Origin of the sequence: Allobosea sp. LC85, assembly GCF_000735605.1 — a bacterium.
GTDB lineage: Bacteria > Pseudomonadota > Alphaproteobacteria > Rhizobiales > Beijerinckiaceae > Allobosea.
The window spans coordinates 20,069-36,163 of sequence record NZ_JPKG01000072.1 but is presented as its reverse complement, the minus strand read 5'-3'; the positions used below and the strand labels follow the sequence as shown (position 1 = coordinate 36,163).

The 16,095-nt window shown below is 65.0% G+C and carries 14 protein-coding genes and 1 pseudogene; 10 read left to right on the top strand and 5 right to left on the bottom strand.

Annotated elements, in window-relative coordinates; translation table 11 throughout:
- Window positions 1-111: 111 nt before the first annotated feature.
- From FG93_RS30530 to acnA, 3 genes are all read right to left on the bottom strand, one after another.
- Window positions 112-1,014 carry a GntR family transcriptional regulator gene (locus FG93_RS30530; protein ID WP_052514395.1) on the bottom strand — a complete coding sequence of 301 codons (903 nt, stop codon included), beginning with the start codon at window positions 1,012-1,014 and terminating at the stop codon, window positions 112-114.
- A gap of 72 nt (window positions 1,015-1,086) precedes the next feature.
- A complete protein-coding gene (locus FG93_RS30525) occupies window positions 1,087-2,007 on the bottom strand; it encodes a tripartite tricarboxylate transporter substrate binding protein (protein WP_200878188.1) in 921 nt (306 codons plus the stop codon).
- Between the two features lie 92 nt (window positions 2,008-2,099).
- Window positions 2,100-4,769 carry an aconitate hydratase AcnA gene (acnA, locus tag FG93_RS30520; RefSeq protein ID WP_052514394.1) on the bottom strand — a complete coding sequence of 890 codons (2,670 nt, stop codon included), beginning with the start codon at window positions 4,767-4,769 and terminating at the stop codon, window positions 2,100-2,102.
- Window positions 4,770-5,005: 236 nt separating this feature from the next.
- Between acnA and FG93_RS30515 the strand changes: the two genes are divergently transcribed.
- From FG93_RS30515 to FG93_RS30500, 4 genes and pseudogenes are all read left to right on the top strand, one after another.
- The gene (locus FG93_RS30515) at window positions 5,006-5,839 is read left to right on the top strand and encodes a GNAT family N-acetyltransferase (RefSeq protein ID WP_043242643.1); all 834 of its coding nucleotides are present in this window, start codon (window positions 5,006-5,008) and stop codon (window positions 5,837-5,839) included.
- A gap of 212 nt (window positions 5,840-6,051) precedes the next feature.
- Window positions 6,052-6,525 carry a hypothetical protein gene (locus FG93_RS30510; RefSeq protein ID WP_043242736.1) on the top strand — a complete coding sequence of 158 codons (474 nt, stop codon included), beginning with the start codon at window positions 6,052-6,054 and terminating at the stop codon, window positions 6,523-6,525.
- Window positions 6,526-6,832: 307 nt separating this feature from the next.
- Window positions 6,833-7,018 (top strand): annotated as a pseudogene (locus tag FG93_RS30505) (helix-turn-helix domain-containing protein); the annotation flags it as partial.
- Between the two features lie 115 nt (window positions 7,019-7,133).
- Window positions 7,134-7,391 (top strand): hypothetical protein, encoded by a 258-nt coding sequence (locus tag FG93_RS30500; protein ID WP_081882021.1) that lies wholly within the window; start codon window positions 7,134-7,136, stop codon window positions 7,389-7,391.
- Window positions 7,392-7,436: 45 nt separating this feature from the next.
- Here FG93_RS30500 and FG93_RS33930 read toward each other — a convergent pair whose 3' ends face one another.
- Together FG93_RS33930 and FG93_RS33770 are read right to left on the bottom strand one after the other, a co-directional pair.
- A complete protein-coding gene (locus FG93_RS33930; RefSeq protein WP_280114169.1) occupies window positions 7,437-7,562 on the bottom strand; it encodes a hypothetical protein in 126 nt (41 codons plus the stop codon).
- Window positions 7,559-7,756 (bottom strand): hypothetical protein, encoded by a 198-nt coding sequence (locus FG93_RS33770; protein ID WP_043242635.1) that lies wholly within the window; start codon window positions 7,754-7,756, stop codon window positions 7,559-7,561. Before FG93_RS33770 ends, FG93_RS33930 begins: the two co-directional genes overlap by 4 nt.
- A gap of 255 nt (window positions 7,757-8,011) precedes the next feature.
- Between FG93_RS33770 and kdpF the strand changes: the two genes are divergently transcribed.
- Genes kdpF through FG93_RS30470 form a run of 6 tightly spaced genes read left to right on the top strand, consistent with a single transcriptional unit; the run spans window position 8,012 to window position 15,927 of the window.
- Window positions 8,012-8,098, top strand: coding sequence for a K(+)-transporting ATPase subunit F (kdpF, locus tag FG93_RS34115; RefSeq protein WP_069880828.1), 87 nt, complete (start codon window positions 8,012-8,014; stop codon window positions 8,096-8,098).
- A 26-nt stretch (window positions 8,099-8,124) separates the two neighbouring features.
- Window positions 8,125-9,834 carry a potassium-transporting ATPase subunit KdpA gene (gene kdpA, locus FG93_RS30490; RefSeq protein WP_043242632.1) on the top strand — a complete coding sequence of 570 codons (1,710 nt, stop codon included), beginning with the start codon at window positions 8,125-8,127 and terminating at the stop codon, window positions 9,832-9,834.
- Between the two features lie 28 nt (window positions 9,835-9,862).
- Window positions 9,863-11,893, top strand: coding sequence for a potassium-transporting ATPase subunit KdpB (kdpB, locus tag FG93_RS30485; protein ID WP_043242630.1), 2,031 nt, complete (start codon window positions 9,863-9,865; stop codon window positions 11,891-11,893).
- A gap of 23 nt (window positions 11,894-11,916) precedes the next feature.
- A complete protein-coding gene (gene kdpC, locus FG93_RS30480) occupies window positions 11,917-12,510 on the top strand; it encodes a potassium-transporting ATPase subunit KdpC (protein ID WP_043242628.1) in 594 nt (197 codons plus the stop codon).
- Between the two features lie 10 nt (window positions 12,511-12,520).
- A complete protein-coding gene (locus tag FG93_RS30475) occupies window positions 12,521-15,235 on the top strand; it encodes a sensor histidine kinase KdpD (protein ID WP_043242627.1) in 2,715 nt (904 codons plus the stop codon).
- Entirely contained in the window at window positions 15,232-15,927 is a 696-nt protein-coding gene (locus tag FG93_RS30470) for a response regulator (protein WP_043242626.1), read from the top strand. The genes FG93_RS30475 and FG93_RS30470 overlap by 4 nt, the downstream gene beginning before the upstream one ends.
- The last annotated feature ends 168 nt before the right edge of the window (window positions 15,928-16,095 follow it).

Below are 16,095 nucleotides of genomic sequence, written 5' to 3'. Positions count from 1 at the left end.
CGCAGGCCCGCTAAAGCATCGGCCCGAAAAGTGGATTGCGGTTTTCGGGAAAGCCGATGCAAACACAGAACGTTAGATCGTCGGGCCGGATACGATATCCGGTCTGACGATCTAAGGAGTCAGGAGCGGCCGGATGCTGGATAGGTTCTCGATCGTATGGCTCAGATGCTGCCGCAGTCTCTCGGCCGCCTCCTGCTGCCGGCCCGCGGCCAGGCTGTCGAGAATGGCGAGATGCTCCTCGCATTGCCTGCGATAGCGCTTGCGGTCGAGCATCGAACGGTAGGACAGCAGGCGGCGGATGCGGTTGATCCGTCGGATCGTCTCGAGGAAGAACGGATTTCCGGATCCGGCGACGATTGTCTCGTGGAAGCGGACTCCGCGTTCGTGGAGCATGTCCGCGCTGTCTGTCTCGATCGCACCGTCGAGAAGCCTCAGCTCGGCAGCCCTGCAAGCGGCGATGCTCTCGGGCGAAAGGTGATAGCCGGGTTCGAGCAAGGCGGCAGGCTCCAGTGCCAGCCGCAGACGATAGGTCTGCTCCAGGCTCTCCGGCGTGGTGAGAACCGGCGTGAAGCTCCAGCCGTAGCCGGCGCGCCGCTCGGCCCAGCCCTCTTGGCTGATCCGCGTCAGGACGGCATTGAGTTCGGCACGGGTCAGCCCGTAGCTGTCCCTGAGATCGGACTCGGTGACCTGCTCGGACAACCGGCCACGCAGATGGTCGTCGGCGATGCGGAAATAGGCCTTCGTCACGCCGTCCGGTTCGGCGAGGCCAAGTGCTTCGCCCGAGGGAGGCGTCTCCTGGGCGACGAAATAGCCACGATTGCGCTCGTGGCTCAGGACACCTTTCTCGGCAAGCAGTTGCAAGGCCTGACCGACGGGAAAGCGCGACACGCCGAAACGCGTCGCGATATCCTGAGAGCGCAAATGTGTCCCGGCGCCCAGATGCCCCTCTCGGATCTGATCGAGAATCCGAGCTGCGAGCGGGGTCGCCAGGTCTCGTCTCCCACTGCCTGCCATCGTCTCAGCCCTGCCGGCGCGAGCACGCCCGACAGTGGCTCTAGGTGATGACACGGCTGGCAAGCAAGGTGCTTATTTCACGAGACCGATCGTACGCAGGATGTCGCCGACCCGAACCTGCTCTTCCCTGAGGAAGGCTGCGAAGGGCTCCCCGGCAAGATAATAATCGTCCCAGCCGCGCGCCTTCAGCAGCGCTTTCCACTCGCCGCTCGCGACCATCGTATCGAAGAGCTTGGTCAACTGAGCCTTCTGTTCGGCGCTGATGCCCGGCGCCGCCATGACCGCGCGCCAGTTGACCACCTCGACATCGTAGCCGAGCTCCTTCAGCGTCGGCACATCGACACCGTCCAGCCGCTTGCCCGAGGAAATCGCCAGCGCGCGCAGCTTGCCGGCCTTGATCTGGCCCTCGAACTCGCCATAGCCGGAAACGCCGGCCGTGACACGGCCTCCGAGCATGGCCGCAAGCGCCTCCCCGCCACCGGAGAATGCGATATAGTTCACCTTGCCGGCATCTGCGCCGGCGACCTTCGTCACGAGCGCTGCAAGGATATGGTCGGCGCCTCCCGCCGATCCGCCGGCCCAGGTCACCCGGGCGATGTCGGCCGTGATCGCGGCGAGGAAGTCCTTCATCGTCTTGTGCGGGGAATTCTCGGGAACGACGATGACCAGCGGATCGCCGGTGAGACGAGCAAGCGGCGTCAACTGGTCCAGGGTGACCGGGGACTTGTTCGTCAGGATCGCCCCGACCATGGTGATCCCGTTGACCAGGAGCTGGCTCGGATCGCCCTTGGCGCCGTTGATGAACTGGGCAAGCCCGATCGTGCCGCCGGCACCGGTGACATTCGTGACCTGGACGCCGCGGACGGCTTTCGTCTCGGTCAGCACCTGCTGGATCGAGCGGGCGGCGCCATCCCAACCGCCGCCTGGCCCGGCGGGAGCAATGATCTTGAGTTCCTGCGGCGGCGCCTGCGCCATCGCCAGTTCTGGTGCCATCGCCATCACGGCAAACAGGCCCGCTGCGAAAATTCTGCCGATCGTCATCTCGATCCTCCCCGATCGTGTTGGATTGGGCGCGTTTGCGCCGGTTACGCCCGCGCTTGGCCGGGCAACTCTTCACCGCTGGCGGTGAAAGGTCTGGCGGGGCGCGCCGCTTGGCGCCCAAGGATCATGGGAATGATGCCGCCGGCGCGCAGCGTCGCACATTCAAGTGCGGTCTCGACGGCGGCGCGCAGGACGAGTGGTTGGGTATGTCCGGCCTTGCGATGGAGCCTTGCCGGCACGTCGCAGCGAGGAAGGATGGCGTGCGGCAGGGCTTCGATCTCGATCATGTCGCCCGGCGCAAGCGCCAGCGCATCGACGCCCTCACCGGCTGAAAGCATAAGCGGCAGAATCCCCATCCCGATCAGGTTGGACCGGTGGATGCGCTCGAAGCTCTGAGCCAGTACGGCCGCGACACCGAGCAGGCCAAGACCCTTGGCCGCCCAGTCGCGCGACGAGCCGGTGCCGTACCGCTCCCCCGCGACGACGACCATCGCCTCTCCTGACTGGCGGTAGCGCTCGGCCGCTTGCCAGAGCGGCAGGCTCTCGCCGCTTTGAACATGGATGGTCGAGCCGGGCGCGATGCGCGGCGCGAGACGATTGGCCACCGTGCGGTTGGTGAAGAGGCCGCGCAACATGACCTCCCAGTTGCCTCGCCGCGAGGCATAGACGTTGAGGTCCCCGGCATCTTCACCATGTGCAATCAGCCATTGCGCCGCCCCGCTCTCGGGCGGGATCTGTCCCGCGGGCGAAATGTGATCGGTCGTGATGTCGTCGCCGAGCACGATCAGAGGGTGGGCGCGATAATGGCCGAGCCGGCCTGGCTGATCGGCACGAGTGAAGGGTGGCGGGCGCAGATAGGTCGACGACGGATCCCAGGGGAACGCTGCGCTGGCCGGAGCCTCGAGTTCCTTCCAGTTCCTGCTCGCAGAGGCCTGCGCGAACGCCTGCGCGAAATCAGCAGGATCGAGCGCTCGGGCAAACGCGGAATCAATTTCGGCCCCGCTCGGCCAGAGTGTCGCCAGGTCGACAGGAGTTCCGTCGGCCGCGATCGCGAGAGTGCCCTTGGTGATGTCGCGATCGGCATCTCCCGCGAGTGCGTAGGCGACGACCAGCGCCGGAGAAGCCAGAAAGCCGGCGTCGATCTGGCCATGGACGCGGCCGGGAAAATTGCGGTTGCCGGACAGGACCGCGACGGGCAGGACCGTGCCCGCGCGAGCCGCTTCATTCATTGCGGGAAGAAGTGGGCCGGAGTTACCGATGCAGGTGGCGCAGCCGTAACCCACGATTCCGAAGCCGAGCGCTTCGAGATCCTCAAGCAGGCCGGCTCGCCGAAGATACCGCTCGGCTGCGGGTGAACCAGGTGCGAGTGATGTCTTGACCCAGGCAGGGGGCTTGAGACCGAGCTGACGTGCCTTGCGCGCGACCAGCCCCGCAGCCACCAGTAACCGCGGATCGGACGTATTGGTGCAGCTTGTGATCGCGGCAATCGCGACAGGATAGCGCGGCAATCCGGTCGAGACCGTCTTAGCCTGCCGCATCGCTTCGAGCGCGGGGACCACTTCCTCCGGCGTGACCAGATCCTGCGGCCGGCGGGGGCCGGCGAGGCTGATCGAGATCGCCGCCAGATCGATCTCGACGATCTCGGTAAAGCGTGGTTGCGCCTGCGGGTCGAACCAGAGCTTCTGAGACCGTGCGTAGTCAGAGACGAGCTCGATATGATCCGGCCTGCGACCTGTCTGGGCGAGATAGGCCAGCGTCGCCTGATCGATCGGGAAATATCCGGTCGAGGCGCCGAACTCCGGCGCCATATTGGCGATGACGGCGCGCTCACCGCCTGACAGTGTCGCAGCCCCAGGCCCAAAGAACTCGACGAATGCGCCGGCAACTCCCTGCGCACGCAGCCGTTGCGTCACCGTCAGCGCAAGATCCGTCGCGCTGACGCCTTCGCGCAGCCGGTTGGTCAGGCGCACGCCGATCACCTCGGGAATGCGCATCATCACGGGCATGCCGAACATCACGCTCTCGGCCTCGAGCCCGCCCACGCCCCAGCCGAGGACACCGATGCCATTGATCATCGGGGTGTGGCTGTCGGTGCCGATCAGCGTGTCCGGGACGGCCCAGAGCCGACCGTCGACGGCGCGGGTCGTCACGACCGTCGCGAGTTGCTCCAGATTGATCGTGTGCATGATGCCGGTGCCGGGCGGATGCACCCGGACGCCCTCAAGGGCCAGCGTCGACCATTTGAGAAAGCGGTAGCGCTCTCCGTTTCGCTTGTATTCCCGTTCGAGATTGACGCGCATCGCGTCCGGCGACGCCGAAAGTTCGACGCCGAGCGAATGGTCGACCGAGACGTCGACCGGAAGGGTCGGGCTGAGGCTCCTGGGATCACCACCGCCTTCGGCGATCGCGTCGCGCATGGCGGCGACATCGACCAGCGCGGGAGTGCAGGTCGTGTCGTGCATGAGAACACGGCCTGGCAGAAAGGCGATTTCGGCATCCGAACGCCCGTTCGCGAGCCAGCCGCGAAAGCCCAGCAACGCGGCATTGCACTCATCCGCTCCAATGGGCTGCCGAATGACGTTCTCGGCGAGAATGCGCAGGACATGCGGCAGCCGAAGGAGGTCGGGTCCCAGATTCGCCTGCAAATCCGCAACAGCATAGTCGCGGCCGGCAAGGCGGGTTGTCCGTAAAATCGAGGATGAGTTGGGATCCATGCCTCATAATGCATATTAACGACTATAAATGCAATAACACGGCCCGCGGCTACTAAAGGCCCAGGCGTTGCGGACGCCCTCGGCTCCGCCAATCGCGTATGACAAGTGCTTCGCCTTTGATGACGGTCGTGGAGCCGCCGCTTACGCCATCGGAGCGCGCGCGGCCTATGCAATGCCGAACGGGAAGCGTTAGATTGGACACATGCAAATCCCCATCAGGAAAGGCGTGCAGCGGAATGAGCGAGCGTCTCATTCGCAAGCTCGAGATGCTGGAAGTCGCGCAACTCATTGACTGGGCTGCCGCGGAGGGCTGGAATCCCGGCCTCAATGACGCGGCGGCGTTCCGCGCGACCGACCCTGACGGCTTTATCGGTGCCTTCGTCGATGGCGAGATGGTCGCCGGCATCTCGGCAGTTGCCTATGGAACGACCTACGGATTCATCGGACTCTATATCTGCCGCGGGGACATGCGCGGCCGAGGTCATGGCAAAGCCGTCTGGGACGCAGGCATGGCGCGGCTCGATGGGCGCACGATCGGGCTCGACGGGGTCGACGAGCAATTTGAGAACTACCGTCGAAAGGGCTTTGCACCCGCCTACCGAACCATCCGCTTCGGCGGCACTTTTGCGCGCCACCTGGTTGAGAGCCGGACGGTGAACAGCGTCACCCCGGAACTCTTGCCCGAAGTCATGGCCTTTGATCGAAGAGGTTTTCCGGAGGCACGGGAAACCTTCCTGGCGCACTGGCTCATGCCCCCGCATCATGCGTGCGTCGCAACCTCGGATGGCGCGACCACTGGGTACGGCGTGATGCGCAAGTGCCGCTCGGGCTGGAAGATCGGTGCGCTATCTGCAGTCGACGACGCGACGGCCGCCGCACTCGTTCAGCATCTGGGCTCTCCTGTCGAGGGCGACGTCTACATCGACGTTCCAGCCGCACGGCAGCGGTTCATCGACACGCTGGCTGACGCCGGCCTTCGGCCTGGATTCGAGACGACGCGAATGTATCTGGGCAGACCGTTTCCTCTCGCGCCCGAGGTGTTCGGCGTGACCACTCTGGAACTCGGCTAGGCGGCATCCAAATTCGAGCCGTTTCGGCTACAGTCAGCGGTTCGGCGCATCCGCTCATAAGACAATCCAAATCGCCGGAACCGATCCTGACCTCCGTCAGGCCGGGGGGCCCGCGTCGGCGACTACGCGATCTTGCCTCAACGCTTGCCTGAACCGCGAAAATGGAGTGCCATCTCCACGCCGGCAGTGGCCGGGCATTGGGAGACCAGACCATGGCTAGACAAGTGATCCTGGCAGCCGCGTCGGCATTCGTGCTCGCGACCGTCTTTTCCTCACCGTCCCTGGCACTGACGATGAAGGAATGTAGTGCTAAGTATCAGGACGCCAAGAAGGCGAATACTCTGAAGGGCCAGAAGTGGAACGATTTCCGCAAGGCCCAGTGTGGTGATGACGACGCTGCTGAGAGCGATGCGGCCGCCGCTGTCCAGGACGCTCCCGCAGCCCCGGCTGCTACGTCTGCAACGCCCGGAGTCAAGCCGGCCGCCGCTCCCGCACCGACAAAGGCGGCGGTGTTCCCCAAGGCCGTCGCGCAGAAATACTCGGATGAGTCGCCGGGCAAGGCCCGGCTGAAAACCTGCGCCGATCAGTACAATGCCAACAAGACCGCCAACGCCAACGGCACACTGAAATGGATCGAGAAGGGCGGCGGCTACTGGAGCCAGTGCAACGCCAAGCTCAAGAGCTGATCCGCTATGGCGGCGGCTCTGGCCGCCGCCATATTGCTGAGTGTTTTCATGAAGAAGCGTGAGTTTGCGGAATCAGAAAATAAGGTTTTGCGTTCGTCGCAATCAGGTTATCCCGACGCAACGTAGTTCGCTGGATTGGAGATCTGCGCAGGTCCGGTGCCGTGCGGTGGATCGCGCCATCACGACGCGCCTTTACCTCCCATTAACCCTTTTCTCCCCTTTTTGGGTCGTCTTCTGAGTTGGAGCTGGGGGCTCACAAAGGGAAGATGACATGCAGGCTTTCGACCCTGAGAACGGTGCCGAACATCTCGTCGGGCGACCTGTCGCAGATGTCGAGCGCGATCTGATCCTCGCCACCTTGAGGGAAACCGGCGGCAATCGCACCCATGCGGCCGCCATGCTTTGCATCTCGATCAGGACGCTCCGCAATAAGCTTAGCGCCTATGCCTCTGACGGCTACGAGATTCCAGAGGCCGGTCAATCCGCGCATTGAGAGATTTTGCTGCGATAAATGGGCCGCTTGCATTGGCCAGGCGGCCCATTCAGCCATATCTTGGCCATCAATGCGGCAAAACCTATCAAGTCGTTGCCTGCGTAGGAGCCGCATCATGAAGAGAGCCTCGTTACTCGCCATGATGCTGATCTCCGGCGGTCTCGCTGCCTGCCAAACCATCACCGCGGCAGAACAGCGTAGCGCCGACGAGGTACGCTGCCGATCCTATGGCTTCCGGCCAGGCACCGACGCATTTTCGAAATGCCTGCTCGACGTCGATCTGGCTCGCGCCGCCGCGCGCCTCTATCGCTTCGAACAGGCAGGAGGGCCCGGTTGGGGCTATCCCTATGGGGGACGCCCCTGGTACTGGTGAGTACCGCCTGAGACCCCGTCACGCTTGGTGCGGCGCGCGTCTGGCTCAGTCTTGCATGCGCTCGCGCAGGCCGATGATCTTGCCGTCGGCTGCAAAGGTGCCGTCGTCGCGATGAGGCAGGGCGCAGCGTTCCTTCCGTTCCGGATCGCCCCAGACCAGGATCGCGATCACGCATTCGCCGCTTGCCCGCGACGCACCCTGTAGCCGTGATCCCACGGGCCGATAATGCAGCCGATCAGCGGCGGCGCATGCTGCATCACCATGTGGTAACCGAGCCGCCCCTCGTCGGATGTCGTGACGAGAACGATCGGCCCAGCCTCCGGCAGGCGATAGTCCTTTGATGCTGGCACCTCCTGAATTGCCATGGCGATCGCACCGCTAATCCTTGCCAGGCGCAACACCAGTGACGAGCGAAATCCCGTTGCTGAGGGCGATCTTTATGGACCCCTTATGCCTCATCCCTTCCTTTCCCCTCGACCCCTTACTGCCCCGCGCACCACATCTCCGGTCTAACCTGACTGGAGATTGGCCATGGCCGACATCGTCTTCATCGCGCTCGGGCTCGGAGCCTTCGTGCTCTTTGCTGCCTATGCAGCGCAGTTGCGCAAGGTCTGACGACCATGGCGCTCACCTGGCTTTACGGGGCCGCGGCGCTTGGGCTCGCGGTTTACATGGTCGCCGCGCTGCTGCGCCCCGACCGCTTCTGACACAGCTTTCATAAAGGAGACCTCGCATGGACTGGCGGGGCTGGGCCGAGATCGTTTTCACGATCGCGTTGACTGTGGCCGTGGGTTGGCCACTCGGAATCTTCATGGCTCGCGTCTGGGCGGGCGGACGAACCTGGCTCGATCCAGTGTTGAAACCGGTGGAAGCCGTGGCCTATGCGGCCTTCGGCGTCGATCGCGACAAGCAGCAGGGCTGGTTTGCTTACACTGGCGCGGTGCTGGCGTTCAGCGCGGCGGGATTTGCACTGCTCTATGGGCTGTTGCGCCTGCAGGGCGTGCTGCCGTTCAATCCGCAAGGGTTCGACGGGCTCTCTCCCCACCTCGCCTTCAACACCGCCGTCAGCTTCGTCACCAACACGAACTGGCAGTCCTATGCCGGCGAAGCGACGATGAGCAATCTCAGCCAGATGGCCGGGCTCACCGTGCATAACTTCGTCTCCGCCGGCACGGGGCTCGCCATCGCCGCCGCCCTGTCGCGGGCCTTCGCCACCGATCGTGGCGAGACTCTCGGCAATTTCTGGGTCGATCTGATGCGTACGACGCTTTACGTGCTGCTGCCGCTCGCGATCGTGACGGCGCTGGCGCTGGTTGCTGCCGGTGTCCCGCAAACCTTGCTCGCCAATGTCGAGGGCTCGACAGTCGAAGGCGCGAAGCAGGTGATCTCGCTGTTCCCGACAGCGAGCCAGGAAGCCATCAAGCAATGGGGTACCAATGGCGGCGGCATCTTCAACGTCAACTCGGCGCATCCGTTCGAGAATCCGACGCCGCTGACCAACCTGATCGAGGTCGTTTCGCTGAACGCCCTCGCCTTCGGCACTGTCATTGCGTTTGGGCGCATCGCCTTGGCGCGCAAGGAAGCCCGCGCCCTTCTGACAGTTATGGTCATCCTGGTCGGAGCCGCCGCGGCCGCGATCTACGCCTCTGAAACGCTGACGCCACAGCCGGCGATGATCGCAGCCGGTATCCCCGATGCATCCGCGAACATGGAAGGCAAGGAGGTCCGCTTCGGCCCCGCCGCTTCCTCGATCTGGGCGGCGCAGACCACCGGCGCCTCTAACGGCTCGGTCAATTCGATGCATGGCAGCTACATGCCACTCGGTGGCGGTGTCGCAATGTTCCTGATGCAGCTCGGCGAGATCCTGCCCGGCGGCGTCGGGTCGGGCCTCTATGGCATCGTCGTGCTGGCCTTGCTCGCTGTCTTCGTCGCCGGCCTGATGGTCGGACGGACACCGGAGTATCTCGGCAAGAAGGTCGAGGCACGCGAGATCAAGTTCGCCATGCTCGCGGTACTGATCCTCCCGCTTTCGATCCTTGGCTTTTCAGCGATCGCGGCGGTGCTCCCGGTGGCACTGGAAGGCCTGCTCAACAAGGGCCCGCGCGGCCTGACCGAAATCCTCTACGCCTACTCCTCGGCGACCGGAAACAACGGCTCGGCCTATGCCGGCCTGACCGCCAATGCGCCCTGGTGGAACACCACACTCGGCATCGCGATGCTGCTCGGGCGCTTCGCCTACATCGTGCCAGTGCTCGCCATTGCCGGCGCGCTCGCGGCCAAGCCGAAGCTCCAGCCCACCGCGGGAACCTTGCCTTCCGACAGCCCGCTCTTCGCCGGACTTGTAATCGGCATCATCCTGATCCTGGGCGGGCTGCAATTCTTCCCCGCGCTGGCACTTGGGCCAATCGTCGAGCACTTCCAGGTGCTTACGGCCTCGCGCTGAGCCGACAAAGGAAAATGCATCCATGAGTATGTCTTTCGTCAAATCCACAACATTCGACCAGGGGGTGGTGGTGACGGCGCTGAAGGGCGCCTTCGCCAAGCTCGACCCGCGCAAGCTCACGGGAAATCCCGTGATCCTGGCCACAGAGGTCGTGGCAGCGCTGGCCACGGTCTCTGCCGCGGTCGCCCTTTCCACCGGCGAACCTGCCGGTTTCCCGATCCAGATCGCGATCTGGCTCTGGCTCACCGTGCTCTTTGCCAATTTCGCCGAGAGTATTGCCGAGGGGCGCGGCAAGGCGGCAGCGGATTCGTTGCGTGCCGCCCGTGTCACCACCAAGGCCAAGCTGATCATCGACCCTGAGCGGAATGCGATGATCCTGACGCCTGCCCATAAGCTGGTTCCCGGCGATCTCGTCCTGGTCGAGGCCGGCGACGTGATCCCGGCCGATGGCGAGATCATCGAGGGCGTTGCTTCGGTCAACGAGGCCGCGATCACTGGCGAATCTGCTCCCGTGATCCGCGAGAGCGGCGGCGATCGTTCGGCCGTCACCGGCGGCACCACGGTCGTCTCCGACTGGATCAAGGTCAAGGTCACGTCGCAGCCCGGCTCCTCCTTCCTCGATCGCATGATTGCGATGGTCGAAGGCGCCGACCGGCGCAAAACGCCGAACGAACTCGCTCTTGCCGTGCTGCTCGCCGGCCTGACGCTGGTCTTCCTGATCGCAGTCGTCACGCTGACCGGCCTTGGTGCCTTCTCCGGCATCTCGCTCGACCCTATGGTGCTCGGCGCACTCTTCGTCACGCTGATCCCGACCACGATCGGCGGACTGCTCAGCGCCGTCGGCATTGCTGGCATGGACCGCCTGCTCAAGGTCAACGTGCTGTCGACATCCGGCCGCGCCGTCGAGGCCGCTGGCGACGTCGACACGTTGCTGCTCGACAAGACCGGCACGATCACCTTCGGTAACCGCATGGCTGTCGAGGTTATTCCGGCACCGGGCGTTCGGCCGGACGCTGCGCTGCGGGCTGCGCTGATGGCCTCGCTTGCCGACCAGACGCCAGAAGGTCGCTCGATTGTCGAACTCGCGCGGGAACAGGGCGTAACCACCAGCATCCCGGAACACGCGACTGCGATCGCCTTCAGCGCGGTGACGCGCCAGTCGGGCCTCGACGACAACGGACAGTCCTGGCGCAAGGGCGCGGTCGACGCCGTGCTCACCATGCTCGACCTGCGCGAAGGCCAGGTCCCGGCCGAAATGCGCCAGGCGGTCGACCGCATCGCCCGCTCGGGCGGCACGCCGCTCGCGGTCAGCGAGAACGGTGCGCTGGTCGGCATCATCCACCTCAAGGATGTGGTGAAGCCTGGCGTCAAGGATCGATTCGCTGATCTTCGCCGCATGGGTGTCCGGACGGTGATGATCACCGGCGACAATCCCGTCACCGCTGCAGCCATCGCCTCCGAAGCCGGCGTCGACGATTTCCTCGCCGAGGCGACACCCGAGGACAAACTCCGCATCATCCGCGCCGAGCAGGCCAAGGGCCGGCTCGTGGCGATGTGCGGCGACGGCGCCAACGATGCCCCGGCGCTCGCGCAGGCGGATGTCGGCGTCGCCATGCAGACCGGTGCCCAGGCGGCACGCGAGGCCGGCAACATGGTCGATCTCGACAGCGATCCAACCAAGGTCCTGGAGATCGTCGAGGTCGGCAAGCAAATGCTGATCACGCGCGGCGCGCTGACGACCTTCTCGATTGCCAATGATGTCGCAAAGTACTTCGCGATTATCCCGGCCTTGTTCGTGGCCGCGCTGCCGGCCTTGGGCGCCCTCAACATCATGGGGCTCACGAGCCCCCACAGCGCCATCCTCTCGGCGGTGATCTTCAATGCGCTCGTTATCGTCGCGCTGATTCCGCTGGCGCTTCGCGGCGTGCGCTACCGGGCGATCGGCGCGGCCAAACTGCTCTCGCGAAACCTCACCATCTACGGCATCGGCGGCATCGTCGCGCCCTTCATCGGCATCAAGCTGATCGACATGATCGTCGCAGCCCTGAAGCTCGCCTGAAGCGAAGGAAAAGGACCACGACCATGTTGTCCCATTTGCGTCCCGCCATCGTCTCGATGGTGTTCTTCACCTTCCTGCTCGGTCTCGCCTATCCGTTGGGCGTGACCGGTATCGCCGGGGCCATCTTCCCGACCCAGGCCGGCGGCTCGCTGATCCACAATACGCAAGGCGAGATCATCGGTTCGGAGTGGATCGGCCAGAACTTCAAGGGCGATGCCTATCTGCGCCCCCGCCCCTCCGCCGCCGGCAAGGACGGCTATGATGCCGCCGGTTCCTCGGGCTCCAATCTCGGGCCCTTGAACGAGGACCTCGCTGCGCGGATCAAGGCCGATGCCGACACGCTGCGGGAGGCCGATGGTCCTGGCTCCTTGCCGGCCGACGCGGTGACCGCTTCGGGTTCCGGGCTCGATCCCCATATCTCGCCGGAGAACGCCGCCCGCCAGGTTGCTCGCATCGCCAAAACCCGCGGCATCGCCCCGGACCAGGTTGCGGCGATCATTGCAGCCAATACACAGGAGCCGACATTCGGCTTTCTCGGACGCTCGCGTGTAAACGTGCTGACCGCCAATCTCGCCCTCGACGCGCGCTATCCGAAGCCGCAAGCTAAGGCGCCATGAGCCCAGCGTTATGACAGCAGACGAAACCAGATATCGGGAGCAGGGACGACCTGACCCCGACGCCCTTCTGGCGCAGGCCGGCCGCAAACGCGGCCGGCTCAAGATTTTTCTCGGCATGGCTCCCGGTGTCGGCAAGACCTACGAGATGCTGGCCCAGGGCCGCCGCGCCCAGGCCGAGCACGGCGAAGTCCTGGTCGGGGTGGTCGAGACCCATGGGAGGCGGGAGACAGAAGCCCTGCTCGATGGGCTCGAGGTGATGGCGCGCCGGCCGATCGAGCATCGCGGCCGGACCTTGCTGGAATTCGACCTGGAGGCGGCGCTGGCCGTCAAGCCGCGTCTCCTGCTCGTCGATGAATACGCCCATTCCAACGCTCCCGGCAGCCGCCACCCCAAGCGCTGGCAGGATGTCGAGGAACTGCTCGAATCCGGCATCGACGTCTGGACGACGCTGAACGTCCAGCATCTGGAAAGCCTCGTCGACGTGGTCTGGAAGATCACCGGGGTGCGCCAGCGCGAAACGGTGCCGGACAGCGTCCTCAGCCGGGCGGACGAGATCGAGCTGATCGACATCACCCCGACTGAACTGCGCCAGCGCATGGCAGAGGGCAAGGTCTATCTGCCCGAGACGGCGCGACTTGCAGCCGACAATTTCTTCAAGCCCGAGAACCTGACGGCGCTGCGCGAACTGGCCTTGCGTCGCGCCGCCCAGACCGTCGACGACCAGCTCAGCCAGGCGATGAAGCGCGCCGGCGTCGAAGGTCCCTGGGCCGCCGGCGAGCGCATCCTGGTCCTGATCGGGCCGGACGCCATGGCAAGTTCGCTGGTGCGCGCGGGACGACGCCTCTCCGACATGATGATGGACGCTCCCTGGACGGTGGCGCATGTCGAACGCCCGAACCGCGTCGAGCCTGATTCTGCCCGCGGTCGCAGCCTCTCGGAAGCGCTCAAGCTCGCCGAGCAGCTTGGCGCGGCCAATGTCGTGCTGACCGGCGACGATCTCGTCGCGACCGTGCTGGACTATGCCAGGCGCAACAACGTCACCCAGATCGTCGTCGGTAAATCGCACCGCCGGGGCTGGCGCGCCTGGTTTTACCGGTCACTGGCACCAGCCCTGCTCGCAGCACAGAACGGCGCAGCGCTGCACATCATCACCGAGAGCGCGTCCGGACCCGCCATCCCGTCATCCCCGGCTCCGAAGCGCGCGCCCCAATGGGGCGGGCATCTGGCCTCCGCCGCGCTGGTTGGCGGCACGATCATCATCGGGGAGTTGATCCAGAACCGTGTCGAGAATGCCAACCTCGCCATGCTGTTCATGGTCAGCGTCCTGATCTCGGGGCTCGCATTCGGGCTCTGGCCTGCTGTCACGGCAGCAGCCTTCGCCGCAGTTGCCTATAATTTCTTCTTCCTCGAGCCGCTGCTGAGCTTCTGGATCGGTCATCCCGCGGATGTCCTGACATTCCTCGTCTTCTTCGCAGTGGCGATGACGACGGGGGGCCTTACGGGGCGGGTCCGGGATCAGGCCAGGGCGACCGCACGACGGGCCTCGGCGATCACGGCATTGCTCGCCGCAAGCCGGCGGTTGTCGGGAGCCGCGCGCAAGGAGGATGCTGCCACGATCCTGGCCGAGCAGCTTTCGGCCGCAACATCCGGCAAGGTCGTCGTCTTCCTGCCGCATGGCGAGGAAATTGCCGCAACGGCGGGAGCCCCCGCACTCGAAGCGCTGACGACAGCCGACATGACCGCGGCACGCTGGACCTGGACGCGCGGCGAGCCTGCCGGCGCCGGCACCGGCACCTTGCCCAACGCCGCCTGGACGTTCCGCGCGCTGCAGGGCGTGCGCTCGCGCTCGGGCGTCGTTGGATTCGAACCGAAGGCGCTGCTCGATGCCGAGAACGAACGCTTCGCTCTGGCGCTGCTCGATCAGGGCGCGATCGCGCTGGAACGCGCCGAACTGGCCGCCGCAGCCGTCGACGCCGAAGCGCTCCGCCGCAGCGACCGGCTGCGCTCGGCCCTGCTCAACTCCGTCAGCCATGATCTGCGCACGCCGCTTGCGACCGTGCTCGGATCGGCGACGACGCTGATCGACTTCGGCAAGACGGTCGAGCCTGCCGTGCGCGACGACCTGCTGCTCTCGATCCGCGAGGAGGCCGAAAGGCTCAATCGCTATGTCGGCGACCTGCTCGACATGTCGCGGCTGGAAGGCGGAGCGCTGGTGACACGCCGCGACTGGACCGATGTGCGCGACGTGATTGCCGCAGCCATCGAGCGCGTCTCGCGCCGCCTCGAGCACCGCCGCGTCCAGCGCGATTTTCCGGCAGCGCTTTCGGCAGTACGGGCCGACCCCGGCCTGCTCGAGCAGGCTCTGGTCAATATTCTGGAAAACGCCATCACCTATAGCGAGGACGGCTCGCTGATCGAAACGGCAGCCTACGAGGACAGGGGCAATGTCGTGATCTCGATCGAGGATGAAGGTCGCGGTATCCCCACCGCCGAGCTCGAACGCGTCTTCGAGAAGTTTCGCAGGCTCGAGGAATCGACCGATCGTGGCGGGGAACGAGGCAAGGGCGCCGGCCTCGGCCTCGCCATTTCCAAGGGCTTCGTCGAGGCCATGGGCGGTCGGATCGCGGCCGCGAGCCCGATCCAGGACCGTGCGGACGGAACGCCGGGCGGCACCCGCATCCTGATCAGCCTGCGCAAGGACAGCGCGCCCGGAGCAACGACATGACGGCCTTCCGCCCGCGTATCCTCGTCATCGACGATGAACCGCAGATCCATCGCTTCCTGGCTCCAGCGCTCGATGCCGCCGGCTATGAACCCGTTCGCGCCGATGATGCCGCCGCTGGCCTGCGCGAGCTTGCACGAAAGCCGCCGGATGCGGTGGTCCTCGATCTCGGTCTGCCCGACATGGACGGCAAGGAGGCGCTGGCCAAGGCGCGTGCCTTCTATGACGGCCCGGTGATCATCCTCTCGGCACGGGACCGCGAGACCGAGAAGATCGATGCGCTCGATGCCGGTGCCGATGACTATGTCGAAAAGCCCTTCGGCGTCGGCGAATTGCTGGCGCGGCTGCGCGTGGCGCTGCGCCACCGCATCGAGCGTCAGGGCGCCGACGCGGTGATCCGCTCGGGCGCCGTCGAGATCGATCTCGTCAATCGCCGCGTCAGCCGCGACGGTGCGCATGTGAAGCTGTCGCCGAAGGAATATGACCTGCTCGCCTCGCTCGCCGGCGGCAATGGCCGGGTGCTGACCCACCGCCAGATCCTGACTGCGGTCTGGGGTCCGGCGCATGAGCACGATGTCCAGTATCTCCGCGTCTTCGTCGGCCAGCTCCGCCAGAAGCTCGAGGAAGACCCCACGAGCCCGAAGCTGATCGAGACGGAGCCAGGTGTCGGCTATCGGCTCGGTGGACTGGTCTAGCGTCATCCGCACCTTGAGAGGACTATTTCGCCCCCGCTCCTTCTGCAGGTGCCACAAAGAGAAAAATCCTCCTTTTCAATGGGAATAAGAAAAAACACGCTACCTGACGTGAATTGAACCAACCGCCGCGCTGCCGTATTTGAGATGTTCGGAATAGCGAACAGGGTG

Coding starts and splice junctions, on each gene's coding strand:
- FG93_RS30530 (WP_052514395.1), bottom strand. CDS start 1,014: ATGGCAGGCAGTGGGAGACGAGACCTGGCGACCCCGCTCGCAGCTCGG.
- FG93_RS30525 (WP_200878188.1), bottom strand. CDS start 2,007: ATGGCACCAGAACTGGCGATGGCGCAGGCGCCGCCGCAGGAACTCAAG.
- acnA (WP_052514394.1), bottom strand. CDS start 4,769: ATGGATCCCAACTCATCCTCGATTTTACGGACAACCCGCCTTGCCGGC.
- FG93_RS30515 (WP_043242643.1), top strand. CDS start 5,006: ATGAGCGAGCGTCTCATTCGCAAGCTCGAGATGCTGGAAGTCGCGCAA.
- FG93_RS30510 (WP_043242736.1), top strand. CDS start 6,052: ATGGCTAGACAAGTGATCCTGGCAGCCGCGTCGGCATTCGTGCTCGCG.
- FG93_RS30500 (WP_081882021.1), top strand. CDS start 7,134: ATGAAGAGAGCCTCGTTACTCGCCATGATGCTGATCTCCGGCGGTCTC.
- FG93_RS33770 (WP_043242635.1), bottom strand. CDS start 7,756: ATGGCAATTCAGGAGGTGCCAGCATCAAAGGACTATCGCCTGCCGGAG.
- kdpF (WP_069880828.1), top strand. CDS start 8,012: ATGGCGCTCACCTGGCTTTACGGGGCCGCGGCGCTTGGGCTCGCGGTT.
- kdpA (WP_043242632.1), top strand. CDS start 8,125: ATGGACTGGCGGGGCTGGGCCGAGATCGTTTTCACGATCGCGTTGACT.
- kdpB (WP_043242630.1), top strand. CDS start 9,863: ATGTCTTTCGTCAAATCCACAACATTCGACCAGGGGGTGGTGGTGACG.
- kdpC (WP_043242628.1), top strand. CDS start 11,917: ATGTTGTCCCATTTGCGTCCCGCCATCGTCTCGATGGTGTTCTTCACC.
- FG93_RS30475 (WP_043242627.1), top strand. CDS start 12,521: ATGACAGCAGACGAAACCAGATATCGGGAGCAGGGACGACCTGACCCC.
- FG93_RS30470 (WP_043242626.1), top strand. CDS start 15,232: ATGACGGCCTTCCGCCCGCGTATCCTCGTCATCGACGATGAACCGCAG.